Genomic DNA, 13,354 nt, shown 5'->3' with positions numbered 1-13,354 from the left:
GCGAGGCCTTGCCGCATGCCCCTGATCCTGTTCCAGCGCGACGACTGCCATCTCTGCGACCTGGCCCTGGAGGTGCTGGCCGCGGCGCGGGTGCCGGCGTTCGAGAGCGTGTTCATCGACGGCGACGAAGCGTTGGAGGCCGATTACGGCGACCGGGTGCCGGTGCTGCGCGACGATGGCGACGGGCGCGAGCTGGCCTGGCCGTTCGATCCGGCGAAGCTGGGGGATTTCCTGCGCCGCTGAGGCGCGGTGTACTTCAGCGAGTGGCTTCGAGTTCTATCCGCACTTCGACCGCATCGCCGATCATCGAATCCCATGCGGTGCTGCCGAAGTCCGCGCGGCTCAGCGTGGCGGTGGCGGAGAACCCGACGGTGTGGCGGAACGGCGGCAGCGGGTGGCGGCGCTCGGCGTTGCGGACGGCATCAAGCACCACCCCGCGGGTGACGCCGCGCAGCGTGAGCCCACCGTGGATGCGGGCGCGCCCGGCGTCCAGCGGTTCGATGCGCGTGGAGTGGAAGGCCGCGATCGGGTGCCGCCCGGTGTCGAGCAGCCCGCGCGCGGCGACCGCGCGGTTCCACGCGGCATCGCCGAAATCCAGCTGCGCGAGCGGGATCCCGACCTCCACGTGCGCGCCTTCCCAGGATCCAGGCACCAGGTGCAGCGTGCCCGTGGCTCCCGACACCGTGCCGATGGCCTTCGAGAATCCGGCGTGGTCGACCGCGATCGCGATCCTCGTGTGCACCGGGTCCAGCGTGTAGGCATGGGCATCGGGATGCAGCGCCGGGGCCGGGTTCGGAGGGGTCGGCACGGAACCGGTCGCGGGGTCGACTGCCGGCGACGCGCCGGCCACCGCTGCATCGCGCGATGGTGCTTGCGCACATGCGCCGGCCAGCGCGCAGAGCGCAGCCAGTGCCGCAGGTCGCAGGCCAGGTCGCCGGTGGATGGCAGGCATGGCGTCCCCAGGGTGTGGCCGCATGGACCGGTGGCCCGATTCTAGGCAGCTCCGGCGCGCGGCGAAACTTGCGCCGGCGTGCGGGCATTGCGAGGATGCCCCGGGGGTCGATCGGTGCCCGGCGCACCGTGGACATGGGGAGTTCAATGCGGGGTTGGGCAAGGGGCTGGTGGCTGTGCCTGCTGTCGCTGCTTGCGGGTGCGGCCGGCGCCAGCGTGCCGCAGCTGCCGCAGCCGCGGCAGGTCAGCGTGATCGACGGGCTGCCGTCCAACCGCGTCAACGCCATCGCCGAAGACCGGCAGGGCTATCTCTGGATCGCGACCCGCGACGGCCTGGCGCGCTACGACGGCGTCGGCTTCCGCATCTGGCGCGTTGGCGACGGGCTGCGCGACAACTTCGTGTGGTCGGTGCACGTCGACACCCGGGACAGGGTCTGGATCGGCACGGCGTCGTCCGGCCTGGCCATGCTCGACGTCGACCGCGAACACTTCACCTGGTACGACCGTGAAACGCAGCCGGAGATGGCGAGCAACGATATCTGGTCGATCAACGGCACGCCCGATGGCGACATCTGGTTCGGCAGTTCGGGGGGCGGCCTGCACCGGCTGTCCGCGGACGGCGCGCTGCGGCGCTATCAGCGCGATCCCGACGACGGCTCCAGCTTGCCCTCCGATGGCGTCTCGCACTTGGTCGTGGACCGCAGCGACGGCACCCTGTGGGTCGGCACCAAGGGTGGCGTCGCGCGCTGGAACGGAAGCGGCTTCGACAGGCTGCCAGCGGAGATGCTTGGCACGCAGATGGTCGACGGGATGGCCATCGACGACGCCGGCAGCCTGTGGATGGGCATCCACGGCGGCGGCATGGTCCGCCACGCCGACGGCCGCCTGGAACCCCTGCCGTGGACCGACCCGATGCTCGGCGAGGTGGCGCTCAACATGCTCATCCAGGACTCGCGGGGCGCGCGCTGGCTGGATACGCGCGGCGGGCTGGCCTGGGTCCACGAGGGACATGTCCGGAACGTGCCGCTGTACAGCACCACCAGCCGCGGCCTGGTGCGTCCGGCCTGGTCGAGCGCATACGAGGATCGCGAAGGCGGGCTGTGGTTCGCCAGCTCCGACTCGGGCCTGTGGCACCTGCCGGCCAACTGGCGGAACTTCACCGTGCTGCAGCGGCGCCTGGGCGATCCGTCATCGCCGGCCAACGCCTTCGTCTACAGCGCCGCGCCCGCGTCGCCGAACGCGGGCAACGGGCTGTGGCTGGTCGGCAGCGGTGGCACGCTCGACCACCTGTCGCCTGACACCGGCGTGATCGAACACCGGCTGGCGGCGGCCTGCGGCGCGCTGTTCATCACCGGGGTGACCGAGGCCACCGATGGCGGCGTCTGGCTCGGTTGCCAGGACCAGCTGGTGCACCTCGACCCGGACACCGGGAACGTGCGCCGCTGGCATGCCGACGGCAGCGCGGATGCGGCTCCGCCGGGGCGCATCGCCCAGTTCGTCGAACAGCGCGACGGCAGCCTGTGGCTGGCGAGCCACCAGAGCATCCAGGTGCGCGACGCGGATGGAACGGTGCTGGACACCCTCCATCGCGGCGACGGCCGCGGGCTGGCCGCGTCGACCGTGGTCGAGCACATGGTGCGCGCGCCGGACGGCGGGGTGTGGCTGGCCACCACCGATGGCCTGCTCGCCTGGAACGACGGCACGGCCCGGTTCGAGCGCGTGCGCGGCGCACCGGAGGCGGCGCTCTACAGCATCGCCTTCGATGGCCAGGGCGTGGCATGGCTGGCCGGCTATGGCGAGCTCGGTGCCTATGCCTGGGACGGCGACGCACTGGCCCCGATGCGCACATTCGGTGCCGCCGAGGGCCTGCCGATGGTCGCCCCGGGCGGCGTGGTGGTGGACGATGCCGGCGTGGTCTGGCTGACCACGGTGCGCGGCCTGGTGCGCATCGATCCGGAGAGCGGCCGCCTTCGTGTCTATGGCGTGCACGACGGATTGCCCAGCCACGAATTCAGCGAATACCCCGTGGTGGTCTCGGCCCAGGGCTATGTCGCCGCCGGCACCGCGGATGGACTGCTGCTGTTCCAGCCCGGCCTGGTGCAGTGGAGCCAGCGCACGCCGACGCTTGCGATCGAATCGGTGGACCTGAGGCGCGGCGACGAACGCATCGTCATGCCGCCGCACGACGAGATCCCGCTGCGCCACGACGACCGCGACCTGCGGGTGGTCGCGCGGCTGCTGTCGTTCACCGATGCCCATGCCCACCGCTACCGCTTCCGCCTCGATGGCTACGATCCCGGCTGGGTCGAGACCGGTGCCAGCGGGGAGCGGATCTTCGCGCGGCTGGCGCCGGGCACCTACCGGCTCAGCGTCCAGGCGCGCACCGCGGACCAGCAGTGGACTCCCGTGCAGGGCCTGCAGCTGCGCGTGCAGCCGCCATGGTGGCAGGCCGCCTGGGCGGTGGTGGCGTTCGCGACCCTGGGCGCGCTGCTGGTGCTGTGGATCGTGCATGCCTACCGGTATCGCCTGAAGCGGCGGCACGCCTGGCAGCTCAACAAGCAGAAGCGCGAGCTCGCCGAGCACGCGTCGCAGGCCAAGACGCGTTTCCTGGCCACGCTGGGCCACGAGGTGCGCACGCCGATGACCGGCGTGCTGGGCATGAGCGAATTGCTGCTGGGAACGTCCCTGGACACGCACCAGCGCAGCTATGCCGATGCCATCCGCCGCGCCGGCGAGCACCTCATGCGACTGGTCAACGATGCCCTGGACCTTGCGCGGATCGAATCCGGGAAGCTGGAGCTCGTGGTTCAGCCCTTCGATCTCGTGACCCTGCTGGAGGAGGTCGGCGGCCTGGTCGAGCCGATGGCACGGCAGCGCGGGCTGCGCTTCCGCTGCCACGTCGATGCGGGCACGCCGCGCTGGCTGCTCGGCGATCCCGGGCGCGTGCGCCAGATCCTGCTCAACCTGCTCGGCAACGCGGTGAAGTTCACCGAAGCCGGGAGCGTCTCGCTGCAGGCCGCGCCGATCGCCTCCGGTGGCGTGCGCCTGGTGGTGTCGGACACCGGCCCCGGGCTCAACGAGGAGCAGCAGGTGCACCTGTTCCGCCGCTTCGAGCAGGCCGAAGGCGCGCGCACCGCCGCGCGCTATGGCGGCAGTGGCCTGGGCCTGGCGATCTGCCAGGAGCTGGCGGTGGCGATGAAGGGGCGGATCGAACTCGACAGCACGCCGGGCCAGGGCACGGACTTCACCGTGGACCTGCCGCTGCCGGCTGCGTCGCCGCCGGCTGCGTCGCCGCCGGCGGCACCGGCCGCCGATGCCGCATCGCCCGCGCCGCGGGGCGCGCAGGCGCCGCTGTCGCTGCTCCTGGTCGAGGACGACCCCACGGTCGCGCGCGTGATCGCCGGGCTCCTGCGTGCGCAAGGGCACGAGGTCGTGCAGGTGCCGCACGGGCTGGCGGCACTCGGCGAGGTGGCGGGCACATCATTCGACATGGCGCTGCTGGACCTCGACCTGCCCGGGATCACCGGCCTGGCGCTGGCCAGCCAGCTGCGGGCGCGCGGGTTCGTCGCGCCGCTGCTGGCGGTCACCGCGCGCGCCGACGCCGAGGCCGAACCGCTGGCGCGCGAGGCCGGCTTCGACGGCTTCCTGCGCAAGCCGGTGACCGGCGCGATGCTGGCCGGCGCCGTGGATGCGCTGCGTCGCCCGCTCGCAGCCGGCTGTGCGGCGGTTCCGGAGTCCGGGTCTTCTGCGCCGGGGTGACGCGCGCCACGGACGCGGGGGTCGTGGCGCGCTATCGTCGGCGGTCCATCCCGACAGTCGCAGGAGTTCCCATGTCTGATCGAGCCACGCCCAGCGTCCACTTCGTGATCGCAGTGGTGCTCGTCGCCGCGGCAGCGTTCGCCCCCCTGCCGGCCGAAGCCACCCGGGTCGTCGCCCAGGCCACCGCTATCTGCCAGGGCGCGCTGCCCGCCTTCGAGACCCAGATCCGCAAGCGCCCGCTGGCGCTGCAGAACGAAGGCGGCACCAACGCCTACGTGACCTGTTCCTTCAACAACCCCGGCAACAACAGCGGCGGCAGCCGCGTCAGCGGATTCACCGTGTACCTGCAGAACATGTCGTCCGCGCGCACCGTCTCCTGCACCGCCGTCAACTCCGGCGCCGGGGCGAACGGCAGCGATGCCCTCTACGCTACGAAGTCGATCCGGGTGCCACGCGACCAGGACGGCAGCACCGCCCTGGTCTTCGAGCCCGGCGACTTCGTCGGGGGCGCATTCGTGCTGCCGGGGGATGCGGTCAGTATCTCGTGCAACCTGCTGCCCGGAATCGGGATCACCAGCACGGTGCTGGTCAACAACGCAAACTGATCAGCGTCGGCTGTGCGCGTGCACCTCGTCCACCAGCACGCGCACGTGCTCCGGATCCATGCCCGGCGACATGCCGTGGCCGAGGTTGAACACGTGGCCCTCGCGCGAGCCGCCGTTGCCGTCGCGGTAGCTGTCGAGTGCGCGCCGCACTTCGCGGCGGATGGCGTCCGGCGTCCCGTACAGCGTGGTCGGGTCGAGGTTGCCCTGCAGCGCGACCTTGCCGCCGGTGGCGCGCGCGGCGTCGCCCAGTTCGATCAGCCAGTCGACGCCGAGGCCTTCGGCGCCCGAGTCGGCCAGTTCGCCAAGGTAGGCGGCATTGCCCTTGCCGAACACGATCAGCGGCGTGCGGTCCGCGCCTTCGCCACGCTCCAGCTCGCGCGCGATCCGGGTGAGGTAGGGCAGCGAGAACTCGCGGTACATCGCCGGCGACAGCACGCCGCCCCAGGTGTCGAACACCTGCAGCGCCTGGGCGCCGGCCGCGCGCTGCGCGGCGAGGTAGGCGATCACCGCCCGGGTGTTGACCTCGAGCAGCGCGTGCAGCGCCTTCGGGTCGGTGTGCGCCATGGCCTTGATGCGGGCGAAATCCTTGCTGCCGCCGCCTTCGACCATGTAGCAGGCGAGCGTCCACGGGCTGCCGGAAAAGCCGATCAGCGGCACGCGGCCGTCGAGCTCGCGGCGGATCACGCGCACAGCGTCCATCACGTAGCCGAGTTCGCCCTCCATGTCCGGCACGCCGAGCTTCGCGATCGAGGCGGCGTCGCGCAGCGGGCGCTCGAACTTCGGGCCTTCGCCGTCGACGAAGTACAGGCCCAGGCCCATCGCGTCGGGGATGGTGAGGATGTCGGAGAACAGGATCGCGGCGTCGAGTTCGAAACGCTCCAGCGGCTGCAGGGTGACCTCGCAGGCCAGCTCCGGGTTCTTGGCCATGGCCAGGAAGCTGCCGGCCTTCGCCCGGCTGGCACGGTATTCGGGCAGGTAGCGGCCGGCCTGGCGCATCAGCCAGACGGGGGTGTGGTCCACGGGCTCGCGGCGCAGTGCGCGAAGGAAACGGTCGTTCTTGAGTGCTTGGGTCACGTCGGGATCCTGTAGTGCCGGCGCGCGGGGCTGCTCTAGGGCCGGGGAACGTCGGCGCCCTGCGCGAACGTCACCTGGAACCCGCGCTTGAGCTGCTGGTCGCGCGCCTGTTCCAGCGCGTGTGTCGCGCTGGCCTGGTCGAGGAACTGCTCGCGGCGCACCGTGCTGCGGCCGCCGATCTGCCCGCTTTCGCGCACCAGCATCCAGCCACCCAGGAGGTCGGGCTGGAGCATGAGCTGCACGAAACGCGGGGCCTCGGGGCCGCCGGGTCGCTGTTGGAGGAGCAGGCGCATCCGGGGATTGTAGCCGGGCGGCGGTTCAGCCCGCCCGGAGCACGTCCAGCACCCGCGCCTCGGGAACGCCGGCCACGACCCGCGCCCGGCCCGGCCCGTCCCACAGCACGAAGCGCAGGCCGTCGGCCTGGGCCTTCTTGTCCAGGCGCATGCGCGCCACCAGCGCGGCCGGGTCCAGGCCGCGGGGAAGCGCCACCGGCAGCCCGAAGCGTTCGAGCACGCCGCACAGCGCGTCGGCATGGGCCGCGTCCGCGAGTCCCAGTCCGGCCGACAGCCGGGCCGCCAGCACCATGCCCACGGCCACCGCTTCGCCGTGGTTGAGGCCGTCGTAGGCCTGCTCGGCCTCGATCGCATGGGCGAAGGTGTGGCCGAAATTCAGCAGCGCGCGCTCGCCGTGCTCGAACGGGTCGCGCTCGACGATCGCCGCCTTGTGCGCGCAGCTGCGGGCGATGGCCGTGGCCAGCGCGGCGTCCTCGCGCTCCAGCAGCGCGCCGGCGTGGCCGCACAGCCAATGCAGGAAGTCTTCATCGACGATGGCGCCGTACTTCACCACTTCGGCCAGGCCGGCGCGCAGCTCGCGGTCGGGCAGGGTGCGCAGCACGCCGGTGTCGGCGAACACGGCGCGCGGCGGATGGAAGGCGCCGACCAGGTTCTTGCCGGCGGCAAGGTCGACCGCGGTCTTGCCGCCCACCGACGAGTCGACCATCGCCAGCAGGCTGGTCGGCAGCTGCACGCAGTCGATGCCGCGCATCCAGCAGGCGGCGGCGAATCCCGCCAGGTCTCCGACCACGCCGCCGCCGAGGGCGTAGACGCAGGCGTCGCGGGTGGCGCCGAGGGCGGCCAGGGCGTCGATGGCGGCGCTGAAGCCGTCGAGTGTCTTGCTCGCCTCGCCGGCGGGAAGCACGAAGGCGTCCACGCGCGCATCCGGGCGTGCATCGCGCAGGGCGTCGCAGACCTGGCGCGCATACAGCGGACCGACGTGGCTGTCGCTGGCCACCAGCGCCTGGCGCCCGCGCAGCGGCATGGCCAGTGCCGCGCCGTCGGCCAGCAGGCCGGGACCGATGGTGATGGCGTAGGGCGCCGGGCCGCCCACGTCGATGCGTTGGCGCGCGCTCACGCCGCCGGCTCCGGCGTGGCCCGCGTCGCCGCGGCCGCGGTGCCGCGGCGCCACGTGGACTCCAGCAGCGCCGCCAAGCGCTGTGCGGCGTCCTGGGCCGGTGCCGGGGCGGGCTCGAAGACGAGGTCCGCCACCTCCGCATAGAGCGGATCGCGCTCGGTGGCCAGGCGCGCCAGGATCGACGCGCGGTCGCCGTGCGCCAGCAGCGGGCGGCTGCGGTCGCGGGCCAGGCGCTGCAGCTGCGCGGGCACGTCCGCATGCAGGTGCACCACGAATCCGTCCCGGGCCAGGCAGCGCCGGCTCCCTTCATCCAGCACCGCGCCGCCGCCGGTGGAGATCACCGCGTCCGGCCCGGCCAGCAGGGCGGCGAGCACGTCGCGTTCGCGCGCCCGGAAGCCGGCTTCGCCCTCGCATTCGAAGATGGTCGCGACGGTGGCGCCGGTGCGCTGCTCGATTTCCTGGTCGCTGTCGGCAAAGGCAAGGTCGAAATGCCGCGCCAGGCAGCGCCCGATCGAGGTCTTGCCGGCACCCATGGGGCCGACGAGCACGAGATGGCGGGCGGGATTCATGGGCGTTGGCGTGGCGGCGTCCAGGGTGTGCCGATGCTAGCAGCCGGCCACCGGCGAAGGCATGCCCTTAACGGTCGCGAGCCGAGGATGGCGTTCGCCACCAGTCCGGTGGCCAATGCGAAAGGAGAACACCATGTCGGTTGCCAAGGTCATCGAGATCAATGCGTCCTCGCCCACCAGCGTCGAGGACGCCGTGCGCAAGGGGCTGGCCAAGTGCGCGGAATCGGTGAAAGGCATCAGGGGTGCCTGGATCAACGAAACCAAGGTCGTCACCGACGGTGACGGCACCATCACCGAGTGGCGCGTGAACCTGCGCATCAGCTTCGTGGTCGACTGACCGCGGAGGCCGCAGCGGTCGGCCGCCGCCGCGCGTCCAGCGCGATGACGTGGTCGGCAATGCCCGGCAGGGTGCGCAAGGCCTGGCGGCTGGTTCGTTCGTAGTGCTGGACGAAGCGTTCGACGCCTGCACGGTCCATGCCGCCGCCGCCGCCGCCGGCGCTGATCGCGTCGCGCAAGCCCTGTTCCGCCTGCCATCGCCATTCCGGCACGATCTCGAACGAGGGCGGCTGAAGCAGGAGCAGGCGATCGATTCGCTGCCACAGAGCGGGATAGTCGCGTGCCAGCGCGTTGTTGCACCAGCGCCGCCAGCGGCCATCGCCGTCTTCCTCGCGTTCCAGGGCGTTGACCGGCGCGGCCAGCGTCGCGTCGTCCTCTGCCGGGGTACCCAGGAACCAGCCTTCGAACACGGCCAGGTCCACTGCGCCCGACGCCGGCCATCGCGCGTCCGGCAGGCGGTCGTCGGCAAGCTTGTCGAAGCGTGGCAGGGCGACATCGCGGCCCTCGCGCAGGGCGTCGAGCACGTCGATCGCGAGCGTGACCTCGTGAGTGCCCGGCGGTCCCCGCGTGGCCAGTAGCGGATGGACCTCGCGCGCCAGGCGCTGCCGGTCCGCGTGGCCCAGGTAGACATCGTCGATGGACAGAACGGCGCAGCGCAGGCTGCGGCTCCGGGCTTCCGCGGCCAGCTGTGCGGCGAAGGTCGACTTGCCGCTGCCCTGCAGGCCGCTGATGCCGAGGATGCGGACACCCTGGCGCAGCGCGTCGTCCAGTGTCGTGGACACAAGGCGGCTGTCGAAACCCGGGGTGGGCCTGTGCATCGGCGTCGCCATCCGGGCACGATAGCGCAGGTGCGCACGCGTCCCGCGCACGCCGACGACAGCAGAACCGCGGAGCCCCCAGCTTATGACCGACCTTTACGCCGAAGCCCTGCACACCTTCGACACGCTCTTTGACGAGGCGCTGGCTGCCGGCGAACCCGATCGCACCGCCATGCAGCTGGCCACCGCCACCGGCGACGGCCGCCCCTCGCTGCGCACTGTGCTGCTGAAGGCGCACGACGCGCGCGGCTTTGTCTTCTACACCCACCTGGAGGGCCGCAAGGGCCGCGAGCTCAAGTCCAACCCGCGGGCGGCCTTGCTGTTCCACTGGCCGCGCGTACGGCTGGGGGTTCAGGTGCGCATCGAGGGCGGCGTGGTGATCGTGGACGAGGCCGAAGCCGACGCCTATTTCGCCAGCCGTCCACGCGGCAGCCAGCTCGGCGCCTGGGCTTCGCTGCAGTCCGAGCCGCTGGAGTCGCGGGAGGAGTTCGATCGCCGCCTGGCCGACTGCGAGCGCGAGTTCGAAGGCCGCGACGTGCCGCGGCCGCCGCGCTGGACCGGCCTGCGCGTGGACCCGGAGCGCATCGAGTTCTGGTACGCCGCTGAATACCGCTGGCACGAGCGCTGGCTGTACGAGCGCGACCTCGCCGGTGGCTGCAGCAAGCGGATGCTCTATCCGTGAGCCGCGCCGCCTCCGCCATGCGCGGCCCCAGGCGCATCGTCTGCCTGACCGAAGAGCCCACCGAAACGCTGTATGCACTGGGCGAACAGGACCGGATCGTCGGCATCAGCGGGTTCACCGTGCGCCCGCCACGGGCGCGCCGCGAGAAGCCGAAGGTCAGCGCATTCACCAGCGCGAAGATCGACGCGATCATGGCCCTCGCGCCCGACCTCGCAATCGGCTTTTCCGACATCCAGGCCGACATCGCCGCCGAGCTCGTGCGCCGCGGCGTCGAGGTCTGGATCAGCAACCATCGCAGCGTCGAGGGCATCGTCGACTATGTGCGTCGCCTGGGCGCCCTGGTCGGCGTGCCGGAGCGTGCCAACGACTATGCCGATGCCCTGCAGCGTGGCGTCGAGGACGTCGAGGCCCGCGCGGCAACGCTGTCGCAGCGCCCGCGCATGTATTTCGAAGAGTGGGACGAGCCGCCGATCACCGGCATCCGCTGGGTGGCCGAGCTGATGCGCATCGCCGGCGGCGACGATGTGTTCCCGGAGCTTGCCGCCGAGCCGCTGGCGAAGCAGCGCATCCTCGCCGACGCGACCGAGGTGGTGCGTCGCGCGCCGGACATCATCGTCGGCTCCTGGTGCGGCAAGAAGTTCCGCCCCGACCGGGTCGCGGCGCGGCCGGGCTGGGACGCGATCCCGGCGGTCCGCGACGGCGAGCTTCACGAAGTGAAGTCGCCGCTCATCCTGCAGCCCGGCCCTGCGGCGCTGACCGACGGCCTGCTTGCGCTGGCCGACATCGTGCATGGCTGGGCAGAGCGACAGCAGGAGCGCGCCCGATAAGAGCGCGCTCGACAGGAGCGCGCTCGACAGGAGCACGCCGGAATGCGGCCGACGTTCGGCAACGGCGGGCCGGCTCGCGCGACTGCAGCGGGCTGACGGCCGCTGTGCGTGTCTGCCATGATCCCGACTCCAGACAACGGGACCGGTCATGAACCAGGCTGCGATGCACGACCTCGCACGACTGCTGCTGCGCATCACCCTCGGGGTGTTGATCCTGCTGCACGGCATCACCAAGCTGCGCGGCGGCATGTCCGGCATCGAGGGCATGGTGGTGGCGCAGGGCCTGCCCGGCTTCCTTGCCTATGGCGTTCTGGTCGGCGAGGTGCTGGCGCCACTCATGCTGCTGGCCGGCTTCCACGCGCGCATCGGTGCCGTGCTGGTCGCGATCAACATGCTGTTCGCGATCGCACTGGCGCACCTTGGCGAACTCGGCCAGCTCAATGCCAGCGGCGGCTGGGCGCTTGAGCTGCAGGGCATGTTCCTGGCCACGGCCATCGCCATCGCGCTGCTGGGGCCCGGGCGCTACGGCATCAACCAGCGCTGAGCCGCCGTTTCAGTCGTTCGCGGCCGAAAGTTCACGGCCGCGTGCGGCGGCGGCATCGATCGCTGCCGCGACCAGCGTGCGCAGGCCGCCGGCCTCGAAGGTTTCGATCGCCGCCTGGGTGGTGCCGCCGGGCGAGGTGACGCGGCGGCGCAGCTCAGCCGGCGCTTCGTCGGAGCCTGTGAGCATGCGGGCTGCGCCGAGCAGGGTCTCCTGCACCAGGGTGCGCGCGGCATCCGCCGGCAGGCCCTGGGCGCGCGCCGCGTCCTCCATCGCTTCGGCAAGCAGGAACACATAGGCCGGGCCGCTGCCGGAAACCGCGGTGACCGCGTCCATCAGCGCCTCGTCCTCGACCCAGACCGTCTTTCCGGTGGTCGCCAGCAGCGCCTGGGCGCGTTCACGGCCGGCAGCGTCGACGGCGGCGTTGGCGTGCAGGCCGGTGACGCCGGCGCCGAGCAGGGCGGGGGTGTTGGGCATGGCGCGGACCACCGCGGCATCGCCGCCGAGCCAGGACGCGAGCTGGCCGGCGGTGATGCCGGCGGCGATCGAGATCGCAAGCGGGCGCGAGGCACGGGCGTGGCCAGCCAGGCCTTCGCAGACCTCGCGCATCACCTGCGGCTTGACCGCGAACACCCAGGCGTCGGCGCCGGCCACGGCATCGGCCGCGCCGGCGTGGACCTGCACGCCGTAGTCGCGGGCCAGCGCATCGCGAAGCGCGTCCACCGGTTCGGCTACGTGGATGCCCGCCGGATCCGCGCCGCGGGACACCATGCCGCCGATCAGGCTGCGCGCCATGTTGCCGCCACCGATGAACGCGGTGGCCCGCGGCGTGGCGGATCGGGCATCGGTCCGTGGATCGGTCATGGCGTGGCTCCTGCAGCGACGGGGCCGGCCATTGTCGCCGAGCGCCGGCGCCGCCGCGACCGTCGCACCCGGGCGGGCGTGGCCCGGCTCAGGCCGGCGTGCGCGGTCCGAACAGCGCGCTGCCGATGCGGACCATGGTCGCGCCTTCGGCGATCGCGAGTTCGAAGTCCCCGCTCATGCCCATCGACAGCGTGTCGGCGCCGGGATGCGCCGCCAGCAGTTCATCGTGCAGCACGCGCATGGCCGCGAAGCCGGCGCGGCGGTGCCCCGGGTCGGGATGCGGTTCCGGGATCGCCATCAGCCCGCGCAGCGCGAGCGCGGGCTGCGCGGCGATGGCCCGGGCGAGTTCCGCCACGTCGGCGGGTGCGCAGCCGTGCTTGCCGGCTTCGCCATCGATGTTGACCTGGATGAGCACGTTCAGGGGCGGCCGTTGCGGATCGCGGGCCGCGGCCAGCGCCGCCACCAGCTTCGGGCGGTCGACCGACTGCACCCAGTCGAACAGCGCCGCCGCCTGTGCCGCCTTGTTCGACTGCAGGTGGCCGATCAAGTGCCATTCGATCCCGGTGCCCTCCAGGGCGGCGACCTTGGCCGACGCCTCCTGGACGTAGTTCTCGCCGAATGCGAGCGCGGCGCCGGGACGCAGGGCCGCCCACTCCGCGGCCAGGGCCGCGATCGCGCCGGCTTCGCGGGTCTTGCCCACGGCGACCAGGCGCGGCGCCGGCCGCGTTGCGCCGCGGATCGCGTTCTCTCCCGAAGCGGTCTCTTCCGAGGCGCGCGCCATGGCTTCAAGGACGCGCGCGAGGGGTCGATCCGGCATCTGCCTGCTCCTCCAGCACCGCTGGTTCTGTGACGCGTTTACGGGGCTATACTGCCTCCGGGGAGTACTCTGGCGCCAGCCGCGACGCGGTTGGGCGTCCC

The 13,354-nt window shown here is 72.2% G+C and carries 14 protein-coding genes and 1 pseudogene; 7 read left to right on the top strand and 8 right to left on the bottom strand.

Annotated elements, in window-relative coordinates:
- The first annotated feature begins 15 nt into the window (after positions 1–15).
- Complete coding sequence (locus ACW7GZ_RS02100) at positions 16–243, top strand: glutaredoxin family protein (protein ID WP_457001322.1); 228 nt, start codon at positions 16–18, stop codon at positions 241–243.
- Positions 244–259: 16 nt separating this feature from the next.
- On the opposite strand, the pseudogene ACW7GZ_RS02095 reads toward ACW7GZ_RS02100, so the two are convergent.
- Positions 260–808 (bottom strand): annotated as a pseudogene (locus ACW7GZ_RS02095) (YceI family protein); the annotation flags it as partial.
- 290 nt (positions 809–1,098) lie between these two features.
- On the opposite strand from ACW7GZ_RS02095, the gene ACW7GZ_RS02090 reads away from it, so the two are divergent.
- Together ACW7GZ_RS02090 and ACW7GZ_RS02085 are read left to right on the top strand one after the other, a co-directional pair.
- Entirely contained in the window at positions 1,099–4,710 is a 3,612-nt protein-coding gene (locus tag ACW7GZ_RS02090) for a two-component regulator propeller domain-containing protein (protein WP_457007552.1), read from the top strand.
- 71 nt (positions 4,711–4,781) lie between these two features.
- Positions 4,782–5,315, top strand: coding sequence for a hypothetical protein (locus ACW7GZ_RS02085; RefSeq protein WP_457007550.1), 534 nt, complete (start codon positions 4,782–4,784; stop codon positions 5,313–5,315).
- On the opposite strand, the gene hemE is transcribed toward ACW7GZ_RS02085, so the two are convergent.
- From hemE to ACW7GZ_RS02065, 4 genes are read right to left on the bottom strand one after another with little or no spacing between them, the layout of a single operon-like run.
- Entirely contained in the window at positions 5,316–6,389 is a 1,074-nt protein-coding gene (gene hemE, locus ACW7GZ_RS02080; RefSeq protein WP_457007548.1) for a uroporphyrinogen decarboxylase, read from the bottom strand.
- A gap of 35 nt (positions 6,390–6,424) precedes the next feature.
- Entirely contained in the window at positions 6,425–6,682 is a 258-nt protein-coding gene (locus ACW7GZ_RS02075; protein ID WP_343275152.1) for a WGR domain-containing protein, read from the bottom strand.
- A 25-nt stretch (positions 6,683–6,707) separates the two neighbouring features.
- A complete protein-coding gene (gene aroB, locus ACW7GZ_RS02070) occupies positions 6,708–7,799 on the bottom strand; it encodes a 3-dehydroquinate synthase (RefSeq protein ID WP_457001330.1) in 1,092 nt (363 codons plus the stop codon).
- Entirely contained in the window at positions 7,796–8,368 is a 573-nt protein-coding gene (locus tag ACW7GZ_RS02065; protein ID WP_457001332.1) for a shikimate kinase, read from the bottom strand. Before ACW7GZ_RS02065 ends, aroB begins: the two co-directional genes overlap by 4 nt.
- A 133-nt stretch (positions 8,369–8,501) precedes the next feature.
- Here ACW7GZ_RS02065 and ACW7GZ_RS02060 point away from each other — a divergent pair, with 133 nt between their 5' ends.
- Positions 8,502–8,705: a dodecin family protein gene (locus tag ACW7GZ_RS02060; protein ID WP_343255698.1), complete on the top strand. Its 204-nt coding sequence runs from the start codon at positions 8,502–8,504 to the stop codon at positions 8,703–8,705.
- On the opposite strand, the gene ACW7GZ_RS02055 is transcribed toward ACW7GZ_RS02060, so the two are convergent.
- A complete protein-coding gene (locus ACW7GZ_RS02055) occupies positions 8,686–9,534 on the bottom strand; it encodes a kinase (RefSeq protein ID WP_457007965.1) in 849 nt (282 codons plus the stop codon). The two genes, ACW7GZ_RS02060 and ACW7GZ_RS02055, sit on opposite strands and share 20 nt — an antisense overlap.
- 73 nt (positions 9,535–9,607) lie before the next feature.
- On the opposite strand from ACW7GZ_RS02055, the gene pdxH reads away from it, so the two are divergent.
- The 3 genes from pdxH to ACW7GZ_RS02040 all read left to right on the top strand — a co-directional run bounded on the left by pdxH (position 9,608) and on the right by ACW7GZ_RS02040 (position 11,575).
- Positions 9,608–10,204, top strand: a complete 597-nt coding sequence (pdxH, locus tag ACW7GZ_RS02050; protein ID WP_457001337.1) for a pyridoxamine 5'-phosphate oxidase — start codon at positions 9,608–9,610, stop codon at positions 10,202–10,204.
- A gap of 17 nt (positions 10,205–10,221) precedes the next feature.
- Positions 10,222–11,031 carry a cobalamin-binding protein gene (locus tag ACW7GZ_RS02045; protein ID WP_457007963.1) on the top strand — a complete coding sequence of 270 codons (810 nt, stop codon included), beginning with the start codon at positions 10,222–10,224 and terminating at the stop codon, positions 11,029–11,031.
- A 148-nt stretch (positions 11,032–11,179) separates the two neighbouring features.
- Complete coding sequence (locus ACW7GZ_RS02040) at positions 11,180–11,575, top strand: DoxX family protein (RefSeq protein WP_457001339.1); 396 nt, start codon at positions 11,180–11,182, stop codon at positions 11,573–11,575.
- Between the two features lie 9 nt (positions 11,576–11,584).
- On the opposite strand, the gene proC is transcribed toward ACW7GZ_RS02040, so the two are convergent.
- Positions 11,585–12,436 (bottom strand): pyrroline-5-carboxylate reductase, encoded by an 852-nt coding sequence (gene proC / locus ACW7GZ_RS02035; RefSeq protein WP_457007546.1) that lies wholly within the window; start codon positions 12,434–12,436, stop codon positions 11,585–11,587.
- Between the two features lie 88 nt (positions 12,437–12,524).
- Complete coding sequence (locus tag ACW7GZ_RS02030; RefSeq protein ID WP_457007961.1) at positions 12,525–13,217, bottom strand: YggS family pyridoxal phosphate-dependent enzyme; 693 nt, start codon at positions 13,215–13,217, stop codon at positions 12,525–12,527.
- Between the last annotated feature and the right edge of the window lie 137 nt (positions 13,218–13,354).

Source organism: Luteimonas sp. A537 (assembly GCF_054052065.1).
The sequence above is the reverse complement of the archived record's forward strand: the minus strand, read 5'-3'. Positions and strand labels throughout refer to the sequence as shown.

Excerpts from the sequence above, each read along its gene's own strand:
- ACW7GZ_RS02100 (WP_457001322.1), top strand. The coding sequence starts at position 16 with ATGCCCCTGATCCTGTTCCAGCGCGACGACTGCCATCTCTGCGACCTG.
- ACW7GZ_RS02090 (WP_457007552.1), top strand. The coding sequence starts at position 1,099 with ATGCGGGGTTGGGCAAGGGGCTGGTGGCTGTGCCTGCTGTCGCTGCTT.
- ACW7GZ_RS02085 (WP_457007550.1), top strand. The coding sequence starts at position 4,782 with ATGTCTGATCGAGCCACGCCCAGCGTCCACTTCGTGATCGCAGTGGTG.
- ACW7GZ_RS02075 (WP_343275152.1), bottom strand. The coding sequence starts at position 6,682 with ATGCGCCTGCTCCTCCAACAGCGACCCGGCGGCCCCGAGGCCCCGCGT.
- ACW7GZ_RS02065 (WP_457001332.1), bottom strand. The coding sequence starts at position 8,368 with ATGAATCCCGCCCGCCATCTCGTGCTCGTCGGCCCCATGGGTGCCGGC.
- ACW7GZ_RS02060 (WP_343255698.1), top strand. The coding sequence starts at position 8,502 with ATGTCGGTTGCCAAGGTCATCGAGATCAATGCGTCCTCGCCCACCAGC.
- ACW7GZ_RS02055 (WP_457007965.1), bottom strand. The coding sequence starts at position 9,534 with ATGGCGACGCCGATGCACAGGCCCACCCCGGGTTTCGACAGCCGCCTT.
- pdxH (WP_457001337.1), top strand. The coding sequence starts at position 9,608 with ATGACCGACCTTTACGCCGAAGCCCTGCACACCTTCGACACGCTCTTT.
- ACW7GZ_RS02045 (WP_457007963.1), top strand. The coding sequence starts at position 10,222 with ATGCGCGGCCCCAGGCGCATCGTCTGCCTGACCGAAGAGCCCACCGAA.
- ACW7GZ_RS02040 (WP_457001339.1), top strand. The coding sequence starts at position 11,180 with ATGAACCAGGCTGCGATGCACGACCTCGCACGACTGCTGCTGCGCATC.
- proC (WP_457007546.1), bottom strand. The coding sequence starts at position 12,436 with ATGACCGATCCACGGACCGATGCCCGATCCGCCACGCCGCGGGCCACC.
- ACW7GZ_RS02030 (WP_457007961.1), bottom strand. The coding sequence starts at position 13,217 with ATGGCGCGCGCCTCGGAAGAGACCGCTTCGGGAGAGAACGCGATCCGC.